The sequence below is a fragment of the Marinobacter alkalisoli genome (genome assembly GCF_045449855.1).
Taxonomy (GTDB): Bacteria; Pseudomonadota; Gammaproteobacteria; order Pseudomonadales; family Oleiphilaceae; genus Marinobacter.
This window is the reverse complement of sequence record NZ_JBJJLC010000005.1, coordinates 75,555-100,067: the sequence shown is the minus strand read 5'-3', so window position 1 is coordinate 100,067 and position 24,513 is coordinate 75,555. Positions and strand designations below refer to the sequence as shown.

The following is a 24,513-nucleotide window of genomic DNA, read 5'->3' as shown; positions in this document are numbered from 1 at the left end:
GCATGCTATCCAATTCGGATATTGAAGCACTGGAAGATATTCTGTTCGCGGAACCCTGGGGCGACGATGCCCTGGATTTCTTCGGGCTTCACGGAGTGGTTTGCGCCAGCGTTGTCGGACCGGTTGAACTGTCGGCGGAAGATATCTTCCGCCTGGCCACGGGAAGCGACCAGCTTCCCGACGGTCAGGTGCCTGAGATTTTCAGCCACTGCGTCAACCAGCTGACCCGGGACATGGCCCACTCCCTGGATATGGGGCAGCCCCTCGAGCTTCCTGAACCGGAAGACGGCGATCCAATGAACGCACTGGAGAACTGGTGCGCCGGGTTCGTGGACACCTTCCTGGAGCGCGAGGATGAATGGCTGAACACCGGGGGTGAGGATGAAACCGCAGACCTTCTGGTGCCGATGCTGACGTTGTCCGGCCTGTTCGACGATGAAGACTTCCAGAAAGTCCGCAACAGCGACAAGCTGTCCCGGCAGATGGCTGACGCTATCCCGGATTCACTGACCGACCTGTATCTGCTCTTCCACGCGCCTGACTAAGAAGCAGGCGCGCCATGCCCTGCAGGTTGTTTGAAATGATGCCAGACCGGCTCCAGCCCGTCTGGCATTTTCATGATATTGCCCAGTTCACACCAGGGCGCCCCCGGAAAATGGAAATCGCTCCCCTGGGAAGCCAGCAACTCCTGCCGACGACACAGTTCCGCCAAAAACCCCAGGTCACCACTGGATTGGCCGGAAGTTGATACTTCTATCGATCGCCCCCCTGCCCTGATGAAATCATGAACCAGGTTGCGCAATTTGGTGGCCGTCATACGGTATTTGCGAGGATGAGCCAGCACCGCAACGCCACCAGCCTCAGTGATCCACTGGACAACTTCCGACAGCTCCGGCCAGAAGGCCCTTACGTCCCCGGGCTTACCGGCTCCCAGATAGCGCTTGAATGCCTGCGCCGAATCTTTCACCTTGCCCTCTTCCACCAACACCCGCGCAAAGTGAGGCCGCCCCGGCACATCCCCACCGGCTTTATCCGTGGCTTTACCCAGCAAATCAGCGACTCCCACTTTTTGGAGGCGCTCGTCAATCATCCGCGCCCGGGCCCAGCGATTCTCATGCTGACGCGCAAGCGCCTCCACAAAGGCCGGACTGTCACGATCAAAATCAAGACCGACCACATGAATGGTCTGGGTTTTCCAGAGACAGGACAACTCCGTGCCGCTGATCAGGGTGATCCCGGAGGCATCCGCCGCTGCTTGCGCCTCGGGCAAACCTTCAATGGTGTCGTGGTCGGTCAACGCCAGGTGGGTTACACCCTGTTCGACGGCCCTGCGCACCACATCAGCGGGCGCCAGGGCACCATCCGAGGCGGTGCTGTGGCAATGCAGATCAATGCAGAAAGCGGATTCTTGGGTTATAGTCACACAAATTCCTGAAGCTGGCATGAAATCCTGACTGGCAGTGTACCAGCCAGGTGGTGACCTGTATCAAACAATATCCCGGAGAATGAAATGTACTACGCCATTATCAGCGAGGACGTCGACAACAGTTTACCGCTACGACAAACCGCCCGCCCGGCACACATTGAACGCCTTCAGGCGCTGAAAGCCGAGGGGCGGTTACTGGTCGCCGGCCCTCACCCGGCCCTGGATACCCCGGAACCCGGCGAAGCCGGCTTTACCGGCAGCCTGGTCATCGCAGAATTCGATTCGCTGGAAGCCGCGCAAAGCTGGGCCGACGCCGATCCCTACGTGGATGCAGGCGTCTACCGTCAGGTTACCGTCAAACCGTTCAAGGCGGTTCTGCCCTGACCCCCAGGGCGCATGAGCGTATTGTAATAATACGCCGCTTGAACGCAGAGGAAGCTGTGACAAAATTGCGTCTTCCAAAACGTAGACTGTCCGACCATTGCAAACATCAGGAAATATCGCCCGTGACGTTTATTCGCCTTGTTCTCTCTCTATTAATTGTCGTGTCCTCGGTAGCGGTTGCCCAGGCGAAAACGGTTTATGTGGACGACAAGCTGTATCTGCCTGTGCGCTCCGGCCCCGGTTCTCAGTATCGGATCATTGAAAATGCGCTACCTAGCGGCACCCCTCTCGAAGTGCTGGAGACTGCCGGGGAAGAATACACCAAGGTGCGCACCCCCAAAGGGCGCGAAGGTTTCGTGAGAAACCAGTACCTCACCGACACCCCCATTGCCCGGGATCGCCTGGAAAGGGCCACTCGTAATCTGGAAAACGCCCGTAGCGAACTTAATAGCGTCAAGGAACGGTTAAGCGAGGTCACTGCAGAGCGCGACGAACTGAGCAACTCCAAAACATCGCTGTCCAGCCGTTCCGAAGAGCTTCAGCAGGAACTCAGAAGGATCAAGGAAGTATCCGCCGACGCACTGAACATTCAACGGCGCAACCGCGAACTGCGGGAGGAAAACCAGAAAATCCGCAATGACCTGGAAGTGCTGACCGCCGAAAACGAACGGCTGGAAGCCAGCAAGGAATCCGATTTCATGCTGCTCGGCGCTGCGCTGGTGCTGGGTGGTGTCCTGCTGGCACTCGTTATTCCGATGCTCAAACCCACAAGAAAAACAGACAACTGGGCGTAACCCTATGAAGGATTACTCGGAAAAGCGCGATTTCCATCGCATGCAGGTGAATTCAGAGATCAAGATCACAGACAGCAACGGCGAGACCTTCACCGGCGTCTGCCGGGATCTGAGCGCCGCCGGCATGCAACTGTATGTTGACCGCGCCGTTGCGGTTGGTGAAGAACTGCAGACCGTTCTTCATCCTTCCAGCGACCAGTTCCCTCCCCTGGAAACCGTGTGCGAAGTAGTCCGATGTGAACCAGAGGGTGATGGATTTCTCCTGGGGGCAAACATCAGCGAAGTGACTCGCTGAAACCAAAAACGGCGGCCATTGGCCGCCGTTTTTGTTCGTACCGGGAAAACCGAAGGTCAGACCAGCGGCTTCTCCGATACGATGATGCCGTTGTTATCGGCATACACGTAGTGCCCCGGCTGGAAGCTCACGCCGTGAAAGGTCACCGGCACGTTCAGGTCGCCCAGGCCGCGCTTTTCGCTCTTGCGGGGATAGGTATCCAGGGCCTGAACACCCAGCTCGGTATTGCCGATCTCATCCACGTCACGGACGCACCCGTAGATAATCAGGCCCGCCCATCCGTTGCTCGCCGCTTTTTCCGCCAGCATATCACCCAGCAAGGCATGGCGCTTTGAACCGCCGCCATCGACAACCATCACCCGGCCTTCACCAGGCAACCCAACCTGCTCCTTGACCACCGAGTTATCCTCAAAACACTTAACGGTCACAATCTCGCCGCCAAAGGCCTTGACGCCTCCGTAATTATTGAAGCCAGGCTCCGCGACCTTCACTTCCGGAAACTCGTCACACAGGTCGGGGGTAATAATGTTTGCCACGTTGTCGCTCTCCTTATCCTGGAAATGAATTCAGTCGATCTTTTCGTCGGCCAGGAAGAACCAGGTATCCAGTACCGAATCCGGGTTCAGGGACACGGTATCAATCCCCTGGTCCATCAGCCACTTGGCCAGATCCGGGTGATCGGACGGGCCCTGACCGCAGATACCAATGTACTTGTTGGCTTTCTTACAGGCCTGGATCGCATTGGACAGCAGCGCCTTGACGGCATCGTTCCGCTCGTCGAACAGGTGCGCAATGATGCCGGAATCCCGGTCCAGCCCCAGAGTAAGCTGGGTCAGGTCGTTGGAGCCGATGGAGAAACCGTCGAAATGCTCCAGGAACTGCTCCGCCAGAATGGCGTTGGCCGGGAGCTCACACATCATGATCACCCGCAGGCCATTTTCGCCCCGCTTCAGCCCGTTCTCCGCCAACAGGTTCACCACCTGCTCGGCTTCGCCAACGGTACGAACGAACGGCACCATGACCTCAACGTTGGTCAGCCCCATCTCATTGCGTACTTTCTGCAGGGCACGGCATTCCAGCTCGAAGCAGTCCCGGAAGGTTTCGGAAATATAGCGGGAGGCGCCACGGAAGCCCAGCATCGGGTTTTCTTCGTCCGGCTCATACAGGGTGCCACCGATCAGGTTGGCGTATTCATTGGACTTGAAGTCCGAAAGACGCACGATAACCTTCTTGGGCGCAAACGCTGCCGCCAGGGTCGAAATACCCTCAACCAGCTTGTCGATGTAAAAGTCGACCGGAGACGGGTAGCCGGAAATGCGCTTTTCAACCGTCTGCTTGATGTCCCGTGGCAGGCCGTCAAAGTTGAGCAATGCCTTGGGGTGGACACCAATCATACGGTTGATGATGAACTCCAGGCGGGCCAGACCGACGCCCTCGTTGGGCAGCGCCTGGAAATCAAACGCACGATCCGGGTTGCCCACGTTCATCATGATCTTGAACGGAATATTGGGCATGGAATCGACGGTATTTTCCCGCAGTTCAAAGTCCAGGGCGCCCTCATAAATCATGCCGGTATCGCCCTCGGCACAAGAAACGGTCACTTCCTGGCCATCTTTCAGCACTTCCGTGGCATCACCACAGCCGACGACCGCCGGAATACCCAGCTCACGGGCGATGATGGCGGCGTGACAGGTACGGCCGCCACGATCGGTGACGATGGCGGAGGCGCGCTTCATCACCGGCTCCCAGTCCGGATCCGTCATGTCCGTGACCAGGACATCCCCCGGCTGAACCCGATCCATTTCGTTGATACTTTCGACAATCTTGACCGGACCGCTGCCAATCTTGTGACCGATACTACGGCCTTCCACCAGCACCTTGCCGGTCTCGTTCAGCAGATAACGCTCCATGACGTTGGCCGCAGCACGACTCTTGACGGTTTCAGGGCGGGCCTGAACGATGTAGATCTTGCCGTCATCACCGTCTTTGGCCCATTCGATATCCATCGGGCGCTGGTAATGCTTTTCGATGATCATGGCCTGTTTGGCCAACTCTTCCACTTCCGCGTCGTTAATACAGAAGCGGTTACGATCTTCCTGCTCAACCTTCACGGTCTCGACAAACTGGCCTTCACCGGGGCTGGAATGGTAGATCATCTTGATGGCCTTGCTGCCCAGGTTACGGCGCAGCACCGCCGGGCGCCCACCCTGCAGGGTCGGCTTGTGAACGTAGAATTCATCCGGGTTAACGGCACCCTGAACCACGGTCTCCCCGAGGCCATAGGAGGCGGTTACAAACACCACGTCGCGGAAGCCGGATTCGGTATCCAGGGTAAACATCACGCCACTGGCGGCGGTTTCACTGCGCACCATTTTCTGGATGCCGGCAGACAGGGCCACCAGCTTGTGATCAAAGCCATGGTGAACCCGATAGGAGATCGCACGGTCGTTAAACAGGGAGGCAAACACCTCCTTGACCGAAGTGCGCACCTGCTCCAGGCCCACCACGTTCAGAAAGGTCTCCTGCTGACCGGCAAAGGACGCATCCGGCAGATCTTCCGCGGTAGCGGAGGAACGCACGGCGACGGCCATTTTGTCATTGCCATCCCGCAGTTTGGCATAAGCTTCTTTCAGGGCATTATCAAGCACGTCCGGGAACGGCGTATCGATAACCCACTGACGGATACGGGAACCCACCCTGGCCAGCTCGTTGACGTCATTGACATCCAGCTCGTCAAGGGCCTTATCGATCTTGTCCTTGAGACCATCGGTGGCAAGGAACTCACGGTAGGCATGGGCAGTGGTCGCGAAACCACCCGGAACGGTAACACCTGCATTGGCGAGATTACTGATCATTTCTCCGAGAGAGGCATTCTTTCCCCCTACCCGGTCAACATCGGACATTCCCAGGTGATCAAACCAGATAATGTAATCTTCCAAAGCACGTCTCCCTTGATTCATTAGAGCATTCTGCGCTGCGCAGTCTCGAACTGGGCGTGTATGATACTGTAACCTGCGGCAATTACCTAGGGAACCCGTCGAATCCGGAGTTGGACCACACACAATGAAACGAACTGCTTTCTTTATCTCCGACGGTACAGGCCTTACCGCCGAAGCCCTCGGCAACAGCCTTCTGGCCCAGTTTGAAAAAATAGATTTCGAGCGCGTTACCGTGCCCTACATCGATGATGCCGACAAGGCCCGGGACATGGTCAAACGCATCAACCAGGCGTCGAAAGCCGATCAGAGCCGGCCATTGGTGTTTGATACCATCGTCAACAGCGATATTCGCGACATTATATCCACCGCAGACGGTTTCATGGTGGATATCTTCGGCACCTTCCTGAGCCCCCTGGAGCAAGAGCTGCAGTCGTCCTCGTCCTACTCGGTGGGCAAGTCCCACTCGATAAACAACGAAGGCAATTACGAGCGCCGCATCGCGGCTGTGAACTTCGCGCTCGACAACGATGACGGCGCCCGCACACGCTATTACGATGAAGCCGACCTTATCCTGGTGGGAGCCTCCCGCAGCGGCAAAACCCCTACCTGCCTCTATCTGGCCCTGCAATACGGCGTGAAAGCCGCCAACTACCCGATCACGGAAGAAGACCTGAATGACCAGCAAATGCCTGGAGTCCTGAGACCCCACAAGGAAAAGATCTTCGGGCTCACCATTGAACCGGAGCGACTGGCAACCATTCGCAATGAGCGACGCCCCAACTCCCGGTACTCGTCACTCAAACAGTGTATGCACGAAATCGAAGAGATTGAACTGATGTATCGCAGGGAGCGGGTACCGTACCTGAACACCACGGCCTACTCAGTGGAAGAGATTTCCACCCGGATCATGGTGGCCACCGGGTTGAAGCGGAACCGGTAAATTCCGATTCCTGATATTCCGGAAACAGCCCCGCCAGGGACTGTTTCCGGTGTTTCAGGGCTCACAGCTCCTGAATGTCCAGACCCAGCTGCTCCGCCACCTCGCGGTTTTCCGGACTGGTCACCACGGCGGTACTCGCATTGCCGGGCACCAGCCACTGCCGGGCCACCCGTTTGATATCATCCATGGTCACCGCCAGAACGCGCTCGCGGAATCTGGCGCGCTGCTCCGGTGAACGGCCAAACAGCTCGTTATGGAAGGCATGTCTCGCCGCACCAGCCGGTGACCGGGGGCGGTCCAACTGGCCAATCACGCCGAGAATGGATTCTTCCAGTTCCTGGGGATCGTGCTCGGTTTCCTGCAACCAGGTCAGCGCACTGTCAAAATCCTCCAGGGTGTCCGCCAGCCTGGGGTCACGGTAGGAGAAGAACCGGAACGTGCCATTGACGCTGTCCTGTCCGGCGCCACCGCCGTAGGCTCCGCCCTTCTCGCGAATCGCCCGGTGCAGGTAACCATTGCGCAGGAAACCACCCAGCACGGTCAGTGCCGCGGCATCCTCATGGTCCACAGCCACTGTGCTGTAGGCTCTGGCGCAGAAGTTAACCTGGGTGGAAGTGAGCCAGGCCTGGCGTGTGGTGTAACTCACCGGGTCCATCTTCCAGCCACCGGGTGCGGCCGGCCCGGCGCCCTGCCAGCAGGACTTCAGGTCATCCAGCATCGGGTTCAGCTGCTCTTCCTCACCGATCACCAGGAACTGCCGCGATTGCTGCCGGACCTTCTGGTGCAACGCCGCCAGCCTGGCACAGAAAGCATCGAGTTCGGCGGGATCGTTCAGCGCCTGGTCCAGCGCCTTGGTGCCGCGGATGGCTTCCAGGCCACCAATGCGGAAAGACAACCAGGCGCCCGGGCTCATACCCTGGGACGCCGCTCCCATGGCCAACCCATGACCACTTCCGGTCACGGCCTGCTCCCGACGGGCACGGATCTGGGCAATCAGCTCCCGCACCCGCTCTTTTTCATCAAAGCGGGCGCCATGGAACACATCGTGCAACAACCGGCTCAACTCGCTGCGATTGCGCGCCAGCGCTTTACCGTTGAAGATCAGATAACCGGACAGGTCCTGGACGTCATCAACACGACCTTTGGCCGAGAAAGAGACGCCGATGCCACCGGATTCCGCAGAAATGCGGTCCTGCATCTGCAGGTAATCCAGCTCACCACATCCCACTTCGGGAATCAGCGTGGTGTAATACGGCAGCAGCAGGAGTTCCTCTTCGGTCAATTCAGGTACCGGCAGAACAACCTGTTGGTAGACCAGGCCGTTGGTGCCACGGGCAAACACCGTTGCCGCGATATCACCATCGTAGCGGCTCTCCGGCTCCGGCATCTGCAGGGGCACGTCGGTCAGATCCACTTTCGGCAGGATGGAATCGTCATCCTTGCGCTGCTGGCGTTCTTCCAGCGCCTGGGCGCGCTCAACAATCTGCCGTACTTCCTCTTCCGTCAGCTCCGCCTTGCGACGTGCCAGCGCCTCGCGAATCGCCTGCTGGCGACGGCTATCCAGCTTGTCATCGGGGCGCAGGGTCAGGGTTACCCTGTGCGGGTTCTCCAGCAGTTTCCTGCGGATCAGGTCCGGCACATAACGGGGATCGCGGATTTTTTCACGCATATCCGCCAGCACCGGCTCCAGGTCCAGCAGCTCCACCGGGTCGCCGCCATGAACCATGGGGGCAATCGCCTGCATGATCAACTGCAACCCGTACGGGAACTGATCACCGGCAATTTCACGCTGATGCAGCTCGAGCTGGTGCAGGATCGCCTCCAAACGCTCCTCGCTGACGCCCTCTTCGACCACCTTGTGCAGGGTGCCTTCAATCAACTCTTCCAACGCCTTGTGTTGCTCCGGCTCACTGCCTTCAATGCCGCAGACAAAGGTCATTTCGCGGTTGGAGTCCTCCAGCCCGCACATCGGGGACGGGGCATGACCGATATCCGTGGTTTCCAGGGCCCGCATCAACGGCGAGGCACTGTTCTCCAGCAGTACCGCTGACAGCAGCTGGCCTTCCAGATTTTCCTGCAGGTCAAAACTGTGGCCCAGCAACCACCCCATCACGATATGGGTCTTGTTTTCGGTGCTCTCGCCTTCGTTGACGGCATACCCCTGCTCGACCCGCACCGGCGCAAACATGCGCTTCTCATCCCGTACCGGCAGTTCAATGTCCAGTCGATCGAACCGCTTCAGGGCCAGTTCCTCAAAGCGCTCATGGTGCTCATGGGCAGGAATATCGCCGTAGGTGGCAAAAATCGCGTTACTCGGGTGATAGTGGTGACGATAGAATTTCACCAGGTCGTCATAGCTCAGATCGACAATGTGATCCGGCTCGCCGCCGCTGTTGTAGTGATAGGTCGTGGTCTGGAACAGGTGGCTCGACAGGTTCTGCCACAACTGGGAGGTGGGTGCGCTCATCGCTCCCTTCATTTCATTGTAGACCACGCCCCGGTAGACCAGATCGGTCCCGGGGTCGTCCGGCTTGTCGAATTCCAGGCGGTGCCCTTCCTGGGCAAAGTCCAGCGGATCCAGCGTGGAAAAGAACACCGAATCCAGATACACCGACAGCAGGTTATCGAAATCCTTGCGGTTCATGCTGGCGAACGGATAGGCGGTCCAGTCGCTGCTGGTGAACGCGTTCATGAAGGTGTTGAGCGAGCGGCGAATCATCATGAAGAAAGGATCCCGCACAGGGTAACGCTCGCTGCCGCAAAGCGCGGTATGCTCCAGAACATGGGCCACACCGGTGGAATCCATCGGGAAGGTGCGCAAGGCCACGAAAAATACATTCTCGTCGTTATCAGCGGCCATGTGCAGGTGCCGCGCGCCGGTTTTGCGATGACGATACTCTTCAACCGTCAGGTTCAGAGTCCCAATCCGGTGACTGCGAAGCTTCTCAAAAGCCGGATGGGTTGCGTTGTCGATCACTGCAGCCATTCAATCTATCCTGTCTTTAACGATTTTAGACTTGTAGGGTAACACGTACTATCTATTATCATGCATCAGTCCTGTAGCCAATCAGTCAGCCCTGTAGCCAATTAAGGTATTATCCGAATCCATGACCACAGAAAGCCGAAACGACGCCAGCCAGGATCTGACCGACGCCGCCAGCGAGCCGGCGCCGAAACCCGCCGAAACAACGGCGGGCGCCGTACAGGCCCCGGAAGTAGCGGCCTACTGGGCGGAGCGCCGCCGTTATATCGAGCGCATCCGCAAGGTTCCCGAAGTCAGGCAACGTTACTGGCGCGAAGCCGGCATGTACCTGCTGCGCCGCATTCTCTGGTCGTTCGGATTCTTCCCCATCTTCCTGGCTTTCTGGGTGCCGTTCGTGCTGTCCAGCTTCAACCCCGTGGTGATGGCGACCGACCTGATTCCGATGCTTCAGGGCTTTGTCGACTCCAACCCGGAAGTTCAGGCCACCACCGTCAGCACCCTGGTCATTGCCTGGGCCTCCGTGGGTTTTTTCTTCCTGGTGTTCGACTTCGTGCTGACGCCGTTTCGTTCCCCTTATGAATACGAGGCGGATGTCTACATGAGATCCTGGGAACAGTTCAACCATGACCAACTTCCGGACAAAGTGTGATTTGTCCTGCATTCTCGTTAAGTTCAGATACTTTCTGTTACATAACATTGCATTCACTGGTTAAGATGATGGCGTCTGGAATGCAGGAATGCGAGGTTTCCCATGGTCGACGCCAGACCACTGCTGTTCGTCAATGCGCTGGCCCTGATGCTATTGGTCACGGCGGGGTTTGCCTCGATCCGCCAGGACACATCACTGCCCCACACCGCTGCTGACGAAGCGGAAGCCCCGCAAGTGGCCCTGGCTGACTCCACCCCGGAGCCTGAACAAGTCGCTCCGCCAGCACCTGACATCCAACACATCGAGACCGTGACTGCGGCCTCGCCTCCCTCCGAAGCCGTGGTTCGCAACATCCCGGCCGTAGAGCCATTTACCATCGCCCCCATGCCGGAGCCCCCGCCTGACGTTCAACCGCAGCCCGCAGAACCGGAACCTACGACCGCCAAGCTGGTTCTGCGCTCCAACGTTGTGGGCGATTCCGTCACCATCAACGGTCGCGAATACGGCGCCACCCGGCTTGATCTGGAACTGGACCCGGGCAGATACGAAGTCACCATCAGCAAGGACGGCTTCAAGCCTTGGCGCCAGACCGTTGCCATGAAAGCCGGGCAGGAAAAAACCCTGGTGGGCAGGTTAAAAGCCTACACCACGGTGAACTACCGGGATGGCACCTGGATTGGCGGCGTGAAAACCGGAGACGGCACCTACGAAAACAGCGAAGGGCTGCGCTATGAAGGCCACTTCGAGGATGGCCAGTTCCACGGCCAGGGCACCCTGACCCGGGGCAACGGCGACATCCTCACCGGCCAATGGGCCGAAGGCAGGCTGAACGGCCATGGCTCCCTGACCACGGCAGACGGCATGTTCTATGTGGGCGGCTTCCGACAGGGCGAATTTCACGGTCAGGGCAGCCTGACCTACCCCGATGGTCGTTTTTACGAGGGCGAGTTTTCCAATGGTGATTTTCACGGCTCCGGCGCCGAAGTATTTGCCGACGGAAAGAAATACGAGGGTGAATACATCGAAGGCAAGTTTCACGGTAAGGGCCTGCTACGCAATCCCAACGGCAGCTCCATTGAAGCCACCTTCAAATACGGCGAACCCTATGGACAGGTTCGCCTGACAACCGCGGCCGGCGAGGTTTTCACCGCCCGCACCACGGAACCCGGTGTTTGTTATCGGGACAAGAGTTACCGGGCCACCCAGTGCCCGCAACTGGACGGCTGGTAAATCACCGGCCCGATAATGAACGCATAGCTGTAACAGGTTGAGGTTGTGACATGGCGATCAAGAACGCACTCCTGGTAGACGACTCTAAGGTGGCGAGATTTGCCCTGAGCAAATTGCTGGAAAACCATGACTTGGAAGTCAACATGGCCAGCTCCGCAGAAGAGGCGCTGGACTTTCTCAATAGCCATAACCGCCCGGACGTGATCTTCATGGATCACCTGATGCCCGGCATGAATGGCGTGGAAGCCACCAAGGCCATCAAAGGCAACCCGGAGACCGCGGGCATTCCCGTCATCATGTGTACGTCCCGGAAATCCCCCTCTTTTATGGAGGAAGCCCGTAATTTCGGCATCTACAACGTCCTCACCAAACCGCCTCACACCGAGGGACTGACCCTGGTCCTGGAGCAACTGACGAGCGATGTCTCCAACGGCACCCTGCCCGAGCCCCCGCAGCCGACGGTCGCATCTCCGGAGCCGGCGAAAGAACCACCGACACCCGTGAACGGAACAGCAGCCCTTCCTGAGGACGGGGATCTGGCGGAGCAAGTAGCCCGCTCGACAATCAAAACCCACATCAACAACCGCCTGCACGAACTGCTGAGCGATCTGTTTGATGAACAGTTCGATCACCTGAAACGAGCCCTGGACGACGCCGGCAAAAAGCAGGCAGCCACCGTTGACGAGAAACTTGGAGCGCTGGCCGACCTGGTGGAGGAACGTACCCGCAATCTGCGGGATGAAGTGGCCGCCGAGGTCAACCTCAACCTGGGGCGGGAACTGGCAGAACTGCGCATGGATCTGTCGCGCACCAACGGTTTTACCGGCGACCATATGGCCGAACTCAAGGACCACATTACCAGCGTGCAGACCATTGATACGGAGTTCTGGCAAACCTTGCAGTCGGAAGCCATACAGCAGGCTCACGAGATCTCACGGGAGACAGCGGAAGACATTGCCCAGCGCACCATTGATCTGTACGTGGCCCGGCAGCACTCTTCCACATCGAAGTTCTACACCGTTGGCCTGACCATCAGCCTCAGCATTTTCACAGTCGGGATCGCCTGGTTGTCGGGCCTGTTTGGCTGAGGCGCTGCCGCAGCGCCCGCCGCAACGAAAAGGCTGATAGGTTCCGGGGATTTTTGGTAGAATCCGCCTATCAATCAACCTCATCCTTTTCGGACTTCCCGATGAATCACCTGTTTGTGGACAACCTCACCGTTATTGATTTCGCTTACCTGGATCCGAATCGCGGTCTGGTGGGGGAAAGCTGGATTGCCGATGTGGTCCTCGGCGGCGAGTTGGACGAACAGGGCATGGTGTTCGACTTCAGCAACGTGAAGCGCACCATCAAGCGGGTCATCGACGAACGCGTGGACCACCGCCTGGTGGTTCCCCGTGGCTATGATGGCCTGGCCTGGACCGAGGAAGAACCCGATACCTTTACCTGGACGCTGACGGACGGCTCGCGGATTGTACACCGCTCCCCGGATGAAGCCGTCGTCTGGCTGTCCTCGGAACGGGTTTTGCCCTCTGCCGTAGCCGCACTGCTGGAGCGGGAGTTAATGGCGGTTTTGCCGGGCAACGTTACCGATGTTGAGGTCCACCTGCGCGAGGATGTGATCGAAGGCCCCTACTACCATTATGTTCACGGCCTGAAGAAGCATCTGGGTAACTGCCAGCGCATCGCCCATGGTCACCGCTCCCCTATCCGCATTGATCGCAATGATCACCGTGATTATGAACTGGAAAAGCGCTGGGCGACGCTGTGGCGGGATATCTACGTGGGTTCGGAAGAGGACGTGACCCAGCGGTGGGTGGCCGAGGACGGCGTTGCCTATGTGACCTTTGAGTATGAGGCCAACCAGGGCGAGTTCGCGCTGACGCTGCCCGAGCGACGGGTTTATATGCTGGCGACAGACACCACCGTGGAATTGATCGCCGCGCATATGGCGGATCAGCTGAAGGCGGAGTTTCCGGAAGACTCCATTCGGGTGAAGGCCTACGAGGGGGTTGGCAAGGGAGCGATTGCGTCTCGTTAAGCGGACCACAACGCTCGGATTTGCGCCAAAAGGCCCGGTGTTTTGCACCGGGCCTTTTGGCTTGTGAAGCGATGATTCTTGATCGAACGCTGACTAAACCAGATTGTAAAGGAACACCACGGCGATGCCGGCGGGCGCCAGGTATCGGAGTACAAACATAAAGGCCCTGAACGCACCGCCTTCCAGACCAATATCCGCCGAGAGTCCTTCTCGTTTCATGGCCCAGCCCGCAAACAGGGCAATAGCGAGTCCGCCCAGGGGCATCATCAGGTTGGAGACCAGGAAATCGAGCAGATCGAACACGGTCTTGCCTTCGAAGAAGGCAATGAAGCCCAGTGGGTGCAGATCGCCCCAAACGTTGAACGACAGCACTGTGCCGATGCCGATAAACCAGATTGCCAGCCCACCACCAACAGCACTCTTGGCCCGGCTGACACCCTTGTGTTCTTCCAGCCATTCCACCACCGGCTCCAGCATGGAAATAGCGGAGGTAATCGCTGCCACCAGCAGCAGGGCGAAGAAGATGGTACCGAAGAAGGCGCCGCCGCTCATCTGGCCGAAAGCCAGTGGCAGGGTCACGAAGATCAGGCCGGGGCCTGTCCCGGGTTCGAGACCGTTGGCAAACACCAGCGGAAAGATGGCGAGCCCGGCGAGCAGCGCCACACTGGTATCAAGAACGGCGATGGTCATTGCGGTTCTGGCAATGTTGACGTTCTTCGGCAGGTAGGAGCCATAAGCCATAAGCACGCCAATACCGATACTCAGTGTAAAGGCCGCATGGCCCAGGGCGGTCAGAACGCCGGCCGTGGACAGCTTGCTGAAATCCGGAGAGAACATGAAGCTCACCGCCCGACCAAAGCTGCCGCTGTTCATGGCATAAAACACCATGGCAATCAGCAGAACAAACAGCAACGGCATCAACGTGTTCACCGCCTTTTCAAGGCCGGAACGGATGCCCCGACCAACGATAAACACGACAATCGCCATGAACACGGAATGCCAGAGCAATAGCTCCCAGGGGTTTGCCAGCAGCCCACCGAACTGCCCCCCAATGGCTTCGGCATCCGCCCCGGTAAACAACCCGGCGGCGGCCTTGCCGATGTATACCAGGGCCCAACCACCGATGACCGCGTAGAACGACAGCACCAGGAATGAGGCGATAACGCCGTTCCAACCGATCGCTCTCCAACCCCTGGCGGTGCCTTCGGTTCTGGTCAGGGTGCGCATGGTAGCGACAGGGCTCTGGCCACCCCGGCGGCCGATCATGGTTTCAGCGATCAATACCGGCACGCCAATAAGGAAAATACAGGCGAGATAGATAAGGACAAAAGCCCCGCCGCCGTTCTCACCGGTAATGTAGGGAAACTTCCAGATGTTTCCGAGGCCGACTGCCGAGCCGGCAGCTGCCAGGATGAAGGCCATCCGTGAAGACCAGAGGTTGTTGGCCTGCTGGTGTGGTTGGGTACTCTCACTCATTGTGGTCTCCGGCTAGTTGTTTTTGTCGGATTAACGTTGCTGGTCTGATTTATTGTCGGAACGGGCTGCTTACTTGAGCACCTCGCGCAGTGCCTCCGCCACCCGTGGCAGGACGCGGTCGTTAAGCCCCGCGACATTGACGCGGCTGCTGTCGAGCATGTAGATACCATGCTCCGTCCGTAACTGGCCGACCTGCTCCGGGCTGATCCCGAGGAACGAGAACATGCCTCGCTGACGGGCTATGAAACTGAAGTCGCCAACCGGGGCCAAGGTATCGGCAAAGGCGTGGCGAAGGTGCAGGATGCGCTTGCACATGCCGTTCAATTCCTCCTGCCATTGGGCTCGCAATCCCTCATCTCCCAGAATGGTCTCCACGATGGCCGCGCCATGGGCCGGTGGCATGGAGTAATGCGAGCGGATGACGCTCAGCAGCTGGCTGGTGGCAGCCGAGTTGATAGTTGCCGTCCCGGAGATAAGAGCCAGGGCCCCGGTGCGCTCGCGGTACAGGCCAAAGTTCTTGGAACAGGACGCGGCAATCAACATCTCTGGAACCTCTCCAGCAAGGTGCCTCAAGCCTGCCGCATCGGTTTCCAGGCCTTCACCAAGCCCCTGGTAGGCCATGTCCACGAAAGGCAGCAGGCCCTTACGCTGAATCAGGCTGGTGACTTCCTTCCATTGCGACAGGCTCAGATCTGCGCCTGACGGGTTATGGCAACAGCCATGGAGCAGCACCACATCGCCCGCCTCGGCCCCTTCGAGGGTTTCCAACATGCTGGCGAAGTCTACCTCCAGCGTTTTCGGATTGAGGTACGGATATTCGCGGATGGTCAGGCCGGCTCCGCCCAGCAGGGGAAGATGATTGGCCCAGGTGGGAGTGCTCACCCACACCGTGGTGTCCGGTTTGCACAGGCGCAGAAACTCGGCCGCCATGCGCAGGGCACCACAGCCGCCCGGCGTCTGCACAACGGATGTCCGGCCATCCCGGATCAGCGGGCTGTTGTCTCCCAGGATCAGCTCTGCCATGGCGTTGTTGAAGCCGGCAGAACCCGCGGGCCCGACATAGCTCTTGGTGGTTTCGCCTTCCAGCAGACGACGTTCGGCTTCGTGCACGGCGGCCAGGATGGGAGTATTGCCAGCGTCATCCTTGTAAACGCCGATGCCCAGGTCCACCTTTTCCGGGCGGGTGTCTTCCCGGAACATCTGCATCAATTGCAGGATCGGGTCCTGTGGCAGGGGCTTCAGGGCTTCAAACATGATTCGCCTCCTTATCGGCCTGCTGTGTGCGGATGAGGGTTGGGCGGCCGGTGTCCAGCGCCTTGATCAGCTGGGTCTGCTTTTCCTGGATGGCTTCTGCAGCCTGCTCGCGGACAGGCCCGTAGCCCCGAACGTCGGCTGGCAGCTCTGCCAGTTGCAGGAAAGTTTCGTAGTTGCTGGCGTTCAGTTCCCGGCCAATGCGGGCGACGAGGCTCTGATAATCTTTCAACATCGCACGATCCAGTTTCCGGTCTGCTGAGTAGCTGAACGGATCCACCGCGGTTCCGCGCAGGCGGCGGAGCTTCGCCAGTAGCCTGAAGGCCCGGAACATCCAGGGACCGAAGCGGCGTTTCTTCGGGCGTCCCTGCGCATCGGTTTCCTTGCTGAGCAGTGGCGGGGCGAGGTGGAAATGGACCTTGAAGTCACCTTCGAAGGTTTCCGTAACCTCTTTCATGAAATCAGTTTCCGCAAACAGCCGGGCCACTTCGTACTCATCCTTGTAGGCCATGACGCGATAAAGCTGCTGTGCGACAGCCCGGGTCAGGAGCAGGTTGGTCTGCCCTACGGCTTCCTCGGCCTTCCGGACTTCGGCAACACTGGCCCGGTACTGGTCGGCCCAGCGCCGGTTCTGATAGTTGACCAGGTGCCCGTGACGGGTCGCGATCAGCTCATCAAGAGTCGGCTCAGGCTTAACTTCGACAACCTTCGCGTTGCCGGTGTCCAGCAGGTCCGTTACCGCGCTCAGATCAACAGCAGCCACGCGGCCCCAGCCGAAGGCTTCCTTGTTGCGATCAATGGCAACGCCATTGAGTTCGATGGCTTTCATCAAGGCGGCTTCGGACAAGGGCAGCAGCCCTTTTTGCCACGCGAAGCCGAGCATCATGACATTGGAGAACACGGTGTCGCCCATCAGCTTATCGGCGATGCCGTTGGCATCAAGCTGATCAAAATGGTCCTGACCTACCGCATCCCGGAGCAGACCAAGTCGCTTGTCGGCCTTCATGTCGGCATCGCGGAAGAGCACATAATCGGCGGTGGGCAGCTCCGCTTCGTTGGCAACAATCCGGGTGTGGTTCGGCCTCAGTACACTGAGGGCCTTCTGGGAGGAAGCCACCACCAGATCACAGGCAATAACCGCATCGGCCTGGCCGTTGCTGATCCGCACCTGGTGCAGCGTGTCTGGAGACGGCGCCATGCGCACATAGCTGAGAACGGTACCGCCCTTCTGGGCGAAGCCCATGAAATCCAGTACCGAGGCGCCCCGGGATTCCAGGTGTGCGGCCATGGTGATCAACTGACCCACGGTGACCACGCCTGTGCCGCCAACGCCACCCACAAGCAGGTCGTAGGAACCGGTCATCTCCGGCAGTGCCGGAGCGGGTATCTTGGCCAGCTTGCTGGTCAGCACCGAGCCGGTATCCATGCCCCGAGACTTGCGCAGCTGCCCCCCTTCAATGGTGACAAAGCTGGGGCAGAAGCCATTGACGCAGGAAAAGTCCTTGTTGCAGGAGGACTGGTCGATCTTGCGCTTACGGCCGAGTTCGGTTTTGCGAGGCACCACCGAGAGGCAGTTGGATTGCACCGAACAATCGCCACAACCCTCGCAAACGTGGTGGTTGATAAACGCCCGCTTTGCCGGATCCGGGAACTGCTTGCGCTTGCGGCGCCGGCGCTTTTCAGCGGCACAGGTCTGATCGTAGATCAGCACAGTGCAGCCGGGAATGTCCCGGAGTTCCCGCTGAACCGTATCCAGTTCGGAGCGGTCGTGGAAGGTGACGTCCTTCGGGAACTGGTCCTCATGCCCTTTGTACTTCTCCGGTTCATCGCTCAGTACCACCACCCGGCGAACGCCTTCGGAGGCCACCTGCTGGGCAATCATGGGAACGGTGATCTGGCCATCCACCGGCTGGCCACCGGTCATGGCGACAGCGTCGTTGAACAGAATCTTGTAGGTAATGTTGATGCCTGCCGCTACGGCCTGGCGGATGGCCATGGAGCCGGAGTGGAAATAGGTGCCCTCACCCAGGTTCTGAAACACATGAGGATTGCCGGTATAACGGCTCTTGCCGATCCAGTTGACCCCTTCACCACCCATCTGAATCAGGGATTCCGTGTCCCGCCCCATCCAGGATGCCATGAAGTGGCAACCAATGCCCGCCAGGGCCTTACTGCCCTCGGGAACTTTGGTGGACGTGTTGTGGGGGCAGCCGGAGCAGAAATAAGGCATCCGCTTTACGCCACCCGGGTCCTGGGCGTTCGACATGGCGCTGATCTCCGCCATGCGCTCGCTGAAGTCCACCGAGAAAAACCGGCCAAGCCTGGCAGCCAGGAAGCCGGCAACCAGTTTCGGGCTCAGCTCACCGACGTAGGGAATCAGCGGGCGGCCCAGCTCATCCTGTTTGCCGGTAATCAGCACCTCGCCGGGGCGATCCGGCTCGGACATGTATTCCTTGATCTGACTCTCAATGATGCCCCGTTTCTCTTCGATGACCAGGACCTCTTCCTTGCCATGAACGAAGTTGAGGATGCCGCTGCGCTCCAGAGGCCAGACCATACCGATTTTATAGATATCCAGCCCCATGTCCCGGGCCTTGTCTTCATCAATCCCCAGAAGGTCGAGGGCTTCGAGCAGGTCCAGGTGGCCCTTGCCGGTGGTCACAATGCCGAAACGGGCTTGCTGGTTACTGTACAGGCAGCGGTCAATCGGGTTCGCCCTGGCAAACGCCTGCACGGCGGCCAGCTTGTGTTCGATACGGGTTTCCAGCTGGGGCCCGGGCAGGTCCGGCCAGCGGTAGTGGAGACCGCCTTCCGGTGCCGTAAAGTCATCGGGTGTTACAAACTCCGGTTCCGGTGGCAGCTCCACGGAGGCCGCGCTTTCAACCGTCTCGGAAATGGCCTTGAAACCCACCCAGCAGCCACTGTAACGGGACAAAGCGTAGCCCCAGAGGCCGAATTCCAGGTACTCGGCGATGTTGGCCGGGTTGATGGTGGGCATGAAGAAACTCATGAACGCCACATCGGACTGGTGGGGCATGGAGGAGGACACACAGCCATGGTCATCACCGGCAACCACCAGAACACCACCGTGGGGAGATGAGCCGTAGGTGGTGCCGTGCTTCAGTGCATCACCGGCGCGGTCCACGCCGGGGCCTTTGCCGTACCAGAGGCCGAACACACCATCCACCTGCCGATCATCGTCGGTTTCCACCTGCTGGGTGCCGAGCATGATGGTGGCGGCCAGGTCTTCATTAATGGCCGGTACGAAGTCGATGCGGTTGTCATCGAGCAGGGTTTGGGCCTGCCAGAGCGCCTGGTCGTACGCGCCCAGGGGAGAACCCCGGTAACCACTGACCAGACCCGCCGTGTTCAGTCCCTGTTTGCGATCCAGGGCTGCCTGCATCAGAGGTATGCGAACCAGAGCCTGCGTTCCGGTCAGGAAAACCCGACCTGATGCCCGCAGGTAGCGGTCTTCCAGTTTGTAATTGTCGAGCTGGGGGGTATCGGCGGACATGGCGCCCTCCTTTTTGTCGATTTTATGACCAAAATTCTAGAGGGAAGTCCGCAAAAGGTGCTTGCTTATTGAATGAAGATTTTCGGAACTTGCGAAAGACTATTTGTTAAATGACAATAATAAGAAAGATTCTTTGATAAAAATCCGGTGTTACTAAATGAAACAGGTTGATCTGGACAAACTGGACCGACGAATTCTGTCGGCGTTGCAGCAAGACGGGCGCATCAGTAATCAGCTACTGGCGGAACAGGTGGGGTTGTCACCGGCGGCCTGCTGGCGGCGGGTGCGGGCTCTCGAGGAAAGCGGCATCATCCGGGGATACAGCGCAAGAGTGGATCCGGAGCGCATTGGTCAGGGCCTGTGCGTGCTGGTCAACCTGTCATTACAGAGGCACAGCATCGACAGCACGGCAGAGATTGAGCAGCAGGTCAGCAGCTACCCTGAGGTACTCCAGTGTTTCGCGGTTACCGGGAACGCAGATTTTGTGCTGAGGGTCATCGTGCCTGATATGGCCAGCTACGACCGTTTTCTGAACGAAAAGATCTTTACCTTGCAAGGTATTGCGCAGGTGAACTCAAACTTTGCCCTGCGGGAGATAAAGAACACCGAAACGATCTCGGTGGAGGGGATGGAATAAGGAGCTAAAACAAGCCTCCGCCAATATGGCGAGGGTTTTCAGTTTTCCATAAAAAAAACCGCCCGAAGGCGGTTTCTTTTATGGCTTTCCGGTGGACTAAACCGTCAAGCCGTATTGGCGTCCCCTAGGGGGTTCGAACCCCTGTTGCCGCCGTGAAAGGGCGGAGTCCTAGGCCACTAGACGAAGGGGACTAGAAATTGGTGGAGCCAAGCGGGATCGAACCGCTGACCTCAACACTGCCAGTGTTGCGCTCTCCCAGCTGAGCTATGGCCCCTCAACGGCTGCGTATATTAAGGATCCGCCCTATGGGCGTCAACCTCTTTTCTTCAATTTTTTCAGTTTTCTGAACATCCCTGTCCATTCCGTTCACTTCTTCACCAAAGCGGTTATTCCGCGAGCAATGCGGCGTATTCTTTTTCCACTCGCTTGGTTTCTTTCTTGGAGAAGCCACCCAGAACTTCCAGGGCATGACGCAACCGTGACCGGGTCATGTCCGGTCCGAGCAGTGCCATGGAGTCCATCACCGACCAGGAATTAGGCGTGCCGGCAATGGCCACGAAGATGGAAAACATGAAATCGCCCATTTTCAGCTCCATGGCCTTGGCCAGGGTTTTGATGTCGGCAAAGATGTTGTCCTTGCTCCAGTGGCGCTGGGCTTCCAGCTTCCACAGGGTGAACTGGAGTACCCGCTTGATCTGGGCTTCCTCCAGTTTGTTGTGGGCAAAATCCTCCGCCTTGAGATTGAGCATGCCGGAGAACATGAAGGCGGCCATGGGCGCTACGTCAGAGAAGACTTCCGCCCTGCCCTTGATGTGCGGGATCAGCGCGCGCAGGGCGTCTTCGTTGAACCACCAGTCACGCATTTTCTCCACGAACTGATCGTCGCTCAGATCCTCGCGCAGCCACATTCCGTTCAGCCAGCGCAGTTTTTCCACATCGAACACCGGACCGCCCAGGGATACCCGCTGAATGTCGAAGTTCTCGATCATCTCGTTCAGAGTGAATTTTTCCCGCTCATCAGGCATGGACCAGCCCATGCGGCCGAGGTAGTTGGTGACCGCCTCCGGCAGGAAGCCCATACGCTCGTAGAAATTGATGCTGGTGGGGTTCTTGCGCTTGGACAGCTTGCTCTTGTCCGGGTTGCGCAGCAGCGGCAGGTGGCACAGCTCCGGCATATCCCAGCCGAAGTACTGGTACAGCAGCTTGTGCTTGGGCGCGGAATTGATCCACTCCTCACCCCGCAACACATGGGTAATCTCCATCAGGTGATCGTCCACTACGTTGGCCAGGTGATAGGTGGGCATGCCGTCGGATTTCAGCAGGATCTGGCAGTCCACCTGGGACCAATCGATCTCAATGGTGCCACGCAGCATATCGCGGATCTCGCATACGCCCTCATCCGGAACTTTCATGCGAATTACATAGGGATCGCCAGCGTCCAGGCGACGCTTCACTTCTTCCTCCGGCAATTCCAGATTACCCTTGATGCCGGGGTTCAGGCCCTGGGCCTTACGCTCTTCGCGGATGGCTTCCAGTTCTTCCGGGGTGCGGAAACAGTAGAACGCATGGCCGGCGGTCACCAGATCCAATGCGTACTGACGGTAGGAGTCCTTGCGCTCGGACTGGCGATACGGACCGTGTGGCCCGCCGACATCCGGGCCCTCGTCCCATTCCATTCCCAGCCAGCGCAGGGCACGCAGGATGTCCTGCTCGGACTCGTCAGTGCTGCGGGCCTGGTCGGTATCTTCAATACGCAAAATGAACTGGCCGCCGTGCTGACGGGCAAAGCACAGGTTGAACAGGGCCACGAAGGCGGTACCAACGTGTGGATCACCGGTGGGTGACGGAGCAATTCGGGTACGTACGGTCATGTAACGATCCTGATAGATAAGTGGCCGACTGGAAAGCCACGCATTATAACGGCCCAGAACGAATTTCGCATGATTGGAGCGACCCGATCTTTAATCAGTGGCCAGCTTGTTATATTATAACGTTTCAATCCTGTTTCAGAGCACGACACCATCATGCCCAACAAATCACGAGCCAGCGCCGCCGCGCTGGGACTGGCGGCGTTACTGAGCCCGCTTTCAGCACTGGCCGCCACCAACGTCGTCACCTCCATCAAACCGGTGGAACTTCTGGTCAAAGCCGTCGCATCGGACGATGTCAACGTCACCAGCCTGGTGCCCGCAGGTTCCAGCCCCCACAACTACACCATGCGCCCGTCACAGCGCCGGGCGCTGGAGAATTCCGACGTCATCTTCTGGATCGGACCGGAAATGGAAACTTTCCTGTCCCGCCTGCTGGGCGGTGAAGAATTCAGGGAGCGCACAGTATCGCTGATGCACGGTGATGACGTGCCCCCGGCCGACGACACCGACGCGCACCACGATGAGCATGAAGAGGATCACCACGGGCATGACGATCATGGTCACGATGATCACGGCCACGACCATGGCGCAGGTGAGGACCCACACATCTGGCTGGATCCGGTACTGGCGCTGGACATGGCCAGGGACATCCACCAGGCGCTGTCGCAGCTGGACGGAGCCGACACCAAGGCACTGGACGCCAACCTGGCGAGGTTCGAGAAGACACTAAAGCAGGCCGAGGAAGACATTCAACACCGCCTTGAGCCACTGGCTGACATCAGCCTGTTCGCCTACCACGACGCCTTCACGCGCTACGCCGGGCACTTCAACCTGAAGCTGGACGGCATCCTCACCCTGAACCCGGAACTGTCCCCGGGCGCCCGGCACATCGCCGAGGTTCAGGACAAACTGCGCAAGGCCAACCAGCCCTGCCTGCTGACCGAGCCCCAGTTCAACCGCCAGTGGTGGCGCACCATCACCGAAGGCCTGGACATCACCTTCAGCACCTGGGATCCGCTGGCCACGAAGATTGAATCCGACCGGGATGGCTACGTGAACTTTCTTCAGGGTATCGCCGACGACGCGCTGACGTGCTTACCAGAGAATGCCCAGTAACAGTGGAATCGTGATCATGGCCAGCAACGTCTGGCCACTGATGATGCCGGCCATCAGGGGCGCGTCACCACCGAGCTGGCGCGCCAGTATGTAGGACGAGGTTGCGGTGGGCAGAGCCGCCAGCAACACCGCCACCTGCACCAGCATACCGTCCAGCCCCAACAACAATGCCAGCCCGGCGGTAATCAGCGGAAACGCCACCAGCTTGGCCACTGACGACACCAGGAACGGCGTCGACGCGCCCCGCAACGCCTTCAACTGCAACCCGGCCCCTACCGTCATCAGCCCCATGGGCAACGCCAGATCGCTCAACGGCGCCAGAATACCGGCAACCAGAGGGTGGAACCCGATCTGGAAATAGCTCCAGATCACACCAATAACCGACCCCACAATCAGCGGGTTGGTCACTATCGCTTTCAACACCGGCCGCAACCGCAGTGGCCCCTGGCCCGCCGCCAGCGAGAACATCAGAATGCAAAGTAGATTAAGGAGCGGTACCTTGACCGCCACGGCAATGGCAATCAGCGACAGCCCCTCGTCGCCCAGCAGCATACCGGCGGCCGCCAGCCCCACATAAGAATTGAAACGGATACCGCCCTGGAAAACGGAAGAGAACACCGGCCCTGGCCAGCGCCAGAACCACTGCAGCAACGCCAGCACCAGTGTCATCACCAGCAGCATGGCTACTATCAAAAGCAGGATGTCGCCATAAGCGGAGGCGGGCAAGCGGGCCTGGCCCAGTTTATAGACCAGCATGGCGGGAAACAGTGCGTAGTAGGTGAAGCGCTCCGCCTGCATCCAGAAGCCTTCACCGGGGAAGTTCCAGCGGCGGAACAGGTGCCCCATCACAATCAGCGCAAACACAGGCACCAGCGCCTGAACCATTACCGGCATGTTGAATTTCTCCCGAACCCCACTCTCACAAGGCCCGAAAGGATAACAAAGTTAGCAGGCTAGCGTCTTGATC

The 24,513-nt window shown here is 58.7% G+C and carries 20 protein-coding genes and 2 tRNA genes; 11 read left to right on the top strand and 11 right to left on the bottom strand.

What is annotated here, in order from left to right; translation table 11 throughout:
• Positions 1-2: 2 nt before the first annotated feature.
• The gene (locus tag ACJO5Y_RS02590) at positions 3-545 is read left to right on the top strand and encodes a YecA/YgfB family protein (protein WP_406984830.1); all 543 of its coding nucleotides are present in this window, start codon (positions 3-5) and stop codon (positions 543-545) included.
• On the opposite strand, the gene ACJO5Y_RS02585 is transcribed toward ACJO5Y_RS02590, so the two are convergent.
• Positions 542-1,423 (bottom strand): PHP domain-containing protein, encoded by an 882-nt coding sequence (locus ACJO5Y_RS02585; RefSeq protein WP_406984829.1) that lies wholly within the window; start codon positions 1,421-1,423, stop codon positions 542-544. The genes ACJO5Y_RS02590 and ACJO5Y_RS02585 overlap by 4 nt on opposite strands.
• An 87-nt stretch (positions 1,424-1,510) precedes the next feature.
• Between ACJO5Y_RS02585 and ACJO5Y_RS02580 the strand changes: the two genes are divergently transcribed.
• From ACJO5Y_RS02580 to ACJO5Y_RS02570, 3 genes are all read left to right on the top strand, one after another.
• Positions 1,511-1,810 carry a YciI family protein gene (locus ACJO5Y_RS02580; protein WP_406984828.1) on the top strand — a complete coding sequence of 100 codons (300 nt, stop codon included), beginning with the start codon at positions 1,511-1,513 and terminating at the stop codon, positions 1,808-1,810.
• 122 nt (positions 1,811-1,932) lie between these two features.
• A complete protein-coding gene (locus tag ACJO5Y_RS02575; protein ID WP_406984827.1) occupies positions 1,933-2,604 on the top strand; it encodes a TIGR04211 family SH3 domain-containing protein in 672 nt (223 codons plus the stop codon).
• A 4-nt stretch (positions 2,605-2,608) separates the two neighbouring features.
• Positions 2,609-2,899: a PilZ domain-containing protein gene (locus tag ACJO5Y_RS02570; RefSeq protein ID WP_406984825.1), complete on the top strand. Its 291-nt coding sequence runs from the start codon at positions 2,609-2,611 to the stop codon at positions 2,897-2,899.
• A gap of 56 nt (positions 2,900-2,955) precedes the next feature.
• On the opposite strand, the gene rraA is transcribed toward ACJO5Y_RS02570, so the two are convergent.
• The gene (gene rraA / locus ACJO5Y_RS02565; RefSeq protein ID WP_406984824.1) at positions 2,956-3,435 is read right to left on the bottom strand and encodes a ribonuclease E activity regulator RraA; all 480 of its coding nucleotides are present in this window, start codon (positions 3,433-3,435) and stop codon (positions 2,956-2,958) included.
• A gap of 30 nt (positions 3,436-3,465) precedes the next feature.
• Positions 3,466-5,859 carry a phosphoenolpyruvate synthase gene (ppsA, locus tag ACJO5Y_RS02560; RefSeq protein ID WP_406984823.1) on the bottom strand — a complete coding sequence of 798 codons (2,394 nt, stop codon included), beginning with the start codon at positions 5,857-5,859 and terminating at the stop codon, positions 3,466-3,468.
• 103 nt (positions 5,860-5,962) lie between these two features.
• Here ppsA and ppsR point away from each other — a divergent pair, with 103 nt between their 5' ends.
• Positions 5,963-6,778 carry a posphoenolpyruvate synthetase regulatory kinase/phosphorylase PpsR gene (gene ppsR / locus ACJO5Y_RS02555; RefSeq protein WP_406984822.1) on the top strand — a complete coding sequence of 272 codons (816 nt, stop codon included), beginning with the start codon at positions 5,963-5,965 and terminating at the stop codon, positions 6,776-6,778.
• Positions 6,779-6,839: 61 nt separating this feature from the next.
• Here the strand turns inward: ppsR and ACJO5Y_RS02550 are convergent, their stop codons facing one another.
• Positions 6,840-9,764 (bottom strand): insulinase family protein, encoded by a 2,925-nt coding sequence (locus ACJO5Y_RS02550; RefSeq protein WP_406984821.1) that lies wholly within the window; start codon positions 9,762-9,764, stop codon positions 6,840-6,842.
• A gap of 121 nt (positions 9,765-9,885) precedes the next feature.
• On the opposite strand from ACJO5Y_RS02550, the gene ACJO5Y_RS02545 reads away from it, so the two are divergent.
• The 4 genes from ACJO5Y_RS02545 (at position 9,886) to ACJO5Y_RS02530 (ending at position 13,681) form a co-directional block, all read left to right on the top strand.
• Positions 9,886-10,410 (top strand): hypothetical protein, encoded by a 525-nt coding sequence (locus tag ACJO5Y_RS02545; protein ID WP_406984819.1) that lies wholly within the window; start codon positions 9,886-9,888, stop codon positions 10,408-10,410.
• 102 nt (positions 10,411-10,512) lie between these two features.
• Positions 10,513-11,640 (top strand): PEGA domain-containing protein, encoded by a 1,128-nt coding sequence (locus tag ACJO5Y_RS02540; protein WP_406984818.1) that lies wholly within the window; start codon positions 10,513-10,515, stop codon positions 11,638-11,640.
• A 50-nt stretch (positions 11,641-11,690) separates the two neighbouring features.
• Positions 11,691-12,728, top strand: coding sequence for a response regulator (locus ACJO5Y_RS02535; RefSeq protein ID WP_406984817.1), 1,038 nt, complete (start codon positions 11,691-11,693; stop codon positions 12,726-12,728).
• A 101-nt stretch (positions 12,729-12,829) separates the two neighbouring features.
• Positions 12,830-13,681: a 6-carboxytetrahydropterin synthase gene (locus ACJO5Y_RS02530; protein WP_406984816.1), complete on the top strand. Its 852-nt coding sequence runs from the start codon at positions 12,830-12,832 to the stop codon at positions 13,679-13,681.
• A 93-nt stretch (positions 13,682-13,774) separates the two neighbouring features.
• Here ACJO5Y_RS02530 and ACJO5Y_RS02525 read toward each other — a convergent pair whose 3' ends face one another.
• From ACJO5Y_RS02525 to ACJO5Y_RS02515, 3 genes are all read right to left on the bottom strand, one after another.
• Complete coding sequence (locus ACJO5Y_RS02525; protein ID WP_406984815.1) at positions 13,775-15,157, bottom strand: sodium-dependent transporter; 1,383 nt, start codon at positions 15,155-15,157, stop codon at positions 13,775-13,777.
• 69 nt (positions 15,158-15,226) lie between these two features.
• A complete protein-coding gene (locus ACJO5Y_RS02520) occupies positions 15,227-16,411 on the bottom strand; it encodes an amino acid aminotransferase (protein ID WP_406984814.1) in 1,185 nt (394 codons plus the stop codon).
• A complete protein-coding gene (locus tag ACJO5Y_RS02515) occupies positions 16,404-19,922 on the bottom strand; it encodes an indolepyruvate ferredoxin oxidoreductase family protein (RefSeq protein ID WP_406984813.1) in 3,519 nt (1,172 codons plus the stop codon). The genes ACJO5Y_RS02520 and ACJO5Y_RS02515 overlap by 8 nt, the downstream gene beginning before the upstream one ends.
• Positions 19,923-20,079: 157 nt before the next feature.
• On the opposite strand from ACJO5Y_RS02515, the gene ACJO5Y_RS02510 reads away from it, so the two are divergent.
• Positions 20,080-20,559: an Lrp/AsnC family transcriptional regulator gene (locus ACJO5Y_RS02510; protein ID WP_406984811.1), complete on the top strand. Its 480-nt coding sequence runs from the start codon at positions 20,080-20,082 to the stop codon at positions 20,557-20,559.
• 115 nt (positions 20,560-20,674) lie between these two features.
• On the opposite strand, the gene ACJO5Y_RS02505 is transcribed toward ACJO5Y_RS02510, so the two are convergent.
• The 3 genes from ACJO5Y_RS02505 to gltX form a co-directional block, all read right to left on the bottom strand.
• Positions 20,675-20,750, bottom strand: a tRNA-Glu gene (locus ACJO5Y_RS02505).
• A gap of 7 nt (positions 20,751-20,757) precedes the next feature.
• Positions 20,758-20,833: transfer RNA gene (locus ACJO5Y_RS02500), tRNA-Ala, on the bottom strand.
• 112 nt (positions 20,834-20,945) lie between these two features.
• Positions 20,946-22,430 (bottom strand): glutamate--tRNA ligase, encoded by a 1,485-nt coding sequence (gltX, locus tag ACJO5Y_RS02495; RefSeq protein WP_406984810.1) that lies wholly within the window; start codon positions 22,428-22,430, stop codon positions 20,946-20,948.
• Positions 22,431-22,583: 153 nt separating this feature from the next.
• Here gltX and ACJO5Y_RS02490 point away from each other — a divergent pair, with 153 nt between their 5' ends.
• Positions 22,584-23,546, top strand: a complete 963-nt coding sequence (locus ACJO5Y_RS02490) for a zinc ABC transporter substrate-binding protein (RefSeq protein WP_406984809.1) — start codon at positions 22,584-22,586, stop codon at positions 23,544-23,546.
• On the opposite strand, the gene ACJO5Y_RS02485 is transcribed toward ACJO5Y_RS02490, so the two are convergent.
• On the bottom strand, positions 23,526-24,440 hold the full coding sequence (locus ACJO5Y_RS02485; RefSeq protein ID WP_406984807.1) for an AEC family transporter: 915 nt from the start codon (positions 24,438-24,440) through the stop codon (positions 23,526-23,528). The two genes, ACJO5Y_RS02490 and ACJO5Y_RS02485, sit on opposite strands and share 21 nt — an antisense overlap.
• Between the last annotated feature and the right edge of the window lie 73 nt (positions 24,441-24,513).

What these genes read in the sequence shown, in the direction of transcription:
- ACJO5Y_RS02590 (WP_406984830.1), top strand. Translation starts at nt 3, where the DNA reads ATGCTATCCAATTCGGATATTGAAGCACTGGAAGATATTCTGTTCGCG.
- ACJO5Y_RS02580 (WP_406984828.1), top strand. Translation starts at nt 1,511, where the DNA reads ATGTACTACGCCATTATCAGCGAGGACGTCGACAACAGTTTACCGCTA.
- ACJO5Y_RS02570 (WP_406984825.1), top strand. Translation starts at nt 2,609, where the DNA reads ATGAAGGATTACTCGGAAAAGCGCGATTTCCATCGCATGCAGGTGAAT.
- ppsA (WP_406984823.1), bottom strand. Translation starts at nt 5,859, where the DNA reads ATGAATCAAGGGAGACGTGCTTTGGAAGATTACATTATCTGGTTTGAT.
- ppsR (WP_406984822.1), top strand. Translation starts at nt 5,963, where the DNA reads ATGAAACGAACTGCTTTCTTTATCTCCGACGGTACAGGCCTTACCGCC.
- ACJO5Y_RS02550 (WP_406984821.1), bottom strand. Translation starts at nt 9,764, where the DNA reads ATGGCTGCAGTGATCGACAACGCAACCCATCCGGCTTTTGAGAAGCTT.
- ACJO5Y_RS02545 (WP_406984819.1), top strand. Translation starts at nt 9,886, where the DNA reads ATGACCACAGAAAGCCGAAACGACGCCAGCCAGGATCTGACCGACGCC.
- ACJO5Y_RS02540 (WP_406984818.1), top strand. Translation starts at nt 10,513, where the DNA reads ATGGTCGACGCCAGACCACTGCTGTTCGTCAATGCGCTGGCCCTGATG.
- ACJO5Y_RS02535 (WP_406984817.1), top strand. Translation starts at nt 11,691, where the DNA reads ATGGCGATCAAGAACGCACTCCTGGTAGACGACTCTAAGGTGGCGAGA.
- ACJO5Y_RS02530 (WP_406984816.1), top strand. Translation starts at nt 12,830, where the DNA reads ATGAATCACCTGTTTGTGGACAACCTCACCGTTATTGATTTCGCTTAC.
- ACJO5Y_RS02525 (WP_406984815.1), bottom strand. Translation starts at nt 15,157, where the DNA reads ATGAGTGAGAGTACCCAACCACACCAGCAGGCCAACAACCTCTGGTCT.
- ACJO5Y_RS02520 (WP_406984814.1), bottom strand. Translation starts at nt 16,411, where the DNA reads ATGTTTGAAGCCCTGAAGCCCCTGCCACAGGACCCGATCCTGCAATTG.
- ACJO5Y_RS02515 (WP_406984813.1), bottom strand. Translation starts at nt 19,922, where the DNA reads ATGTCCGCCGATACCCCCCAGCTCGACAATTACAAACTGGAAGACCGC.
- ACJO5Y_RS02510 (WP_406984811.1), top strand. Translation starts at nt 20,080, where the DNA reads ATGAAACAGGTTGATCTGGACAAACTGGACCGACGAATTCTGTCGGCG.
- gltX (WP_406984810.1), bottom strand. Translation starts at nt 22,430, where the DNA reads ATGACCGTACGTACCCGAATTGCTCCGTCACCCACCGGTGATCCACAC.
- ACJO5Y_RS02490 (WP_406984809.1), top strand. Translation starts at nt 22,584, where the DNA reads ATGCCCAACAAATCACGAGCCAGCGCCGCCGCGCTGGGACTGGCGGCG.
- ACJO5Y_RS02485 (WP_406984807.1), bottom strand. Translation starts at nt 24,440, where the DNA reads ATGCCGGTAATGGTTCAGGCGCTGGTGCCTGTGTTTGCGCTGATTGTG.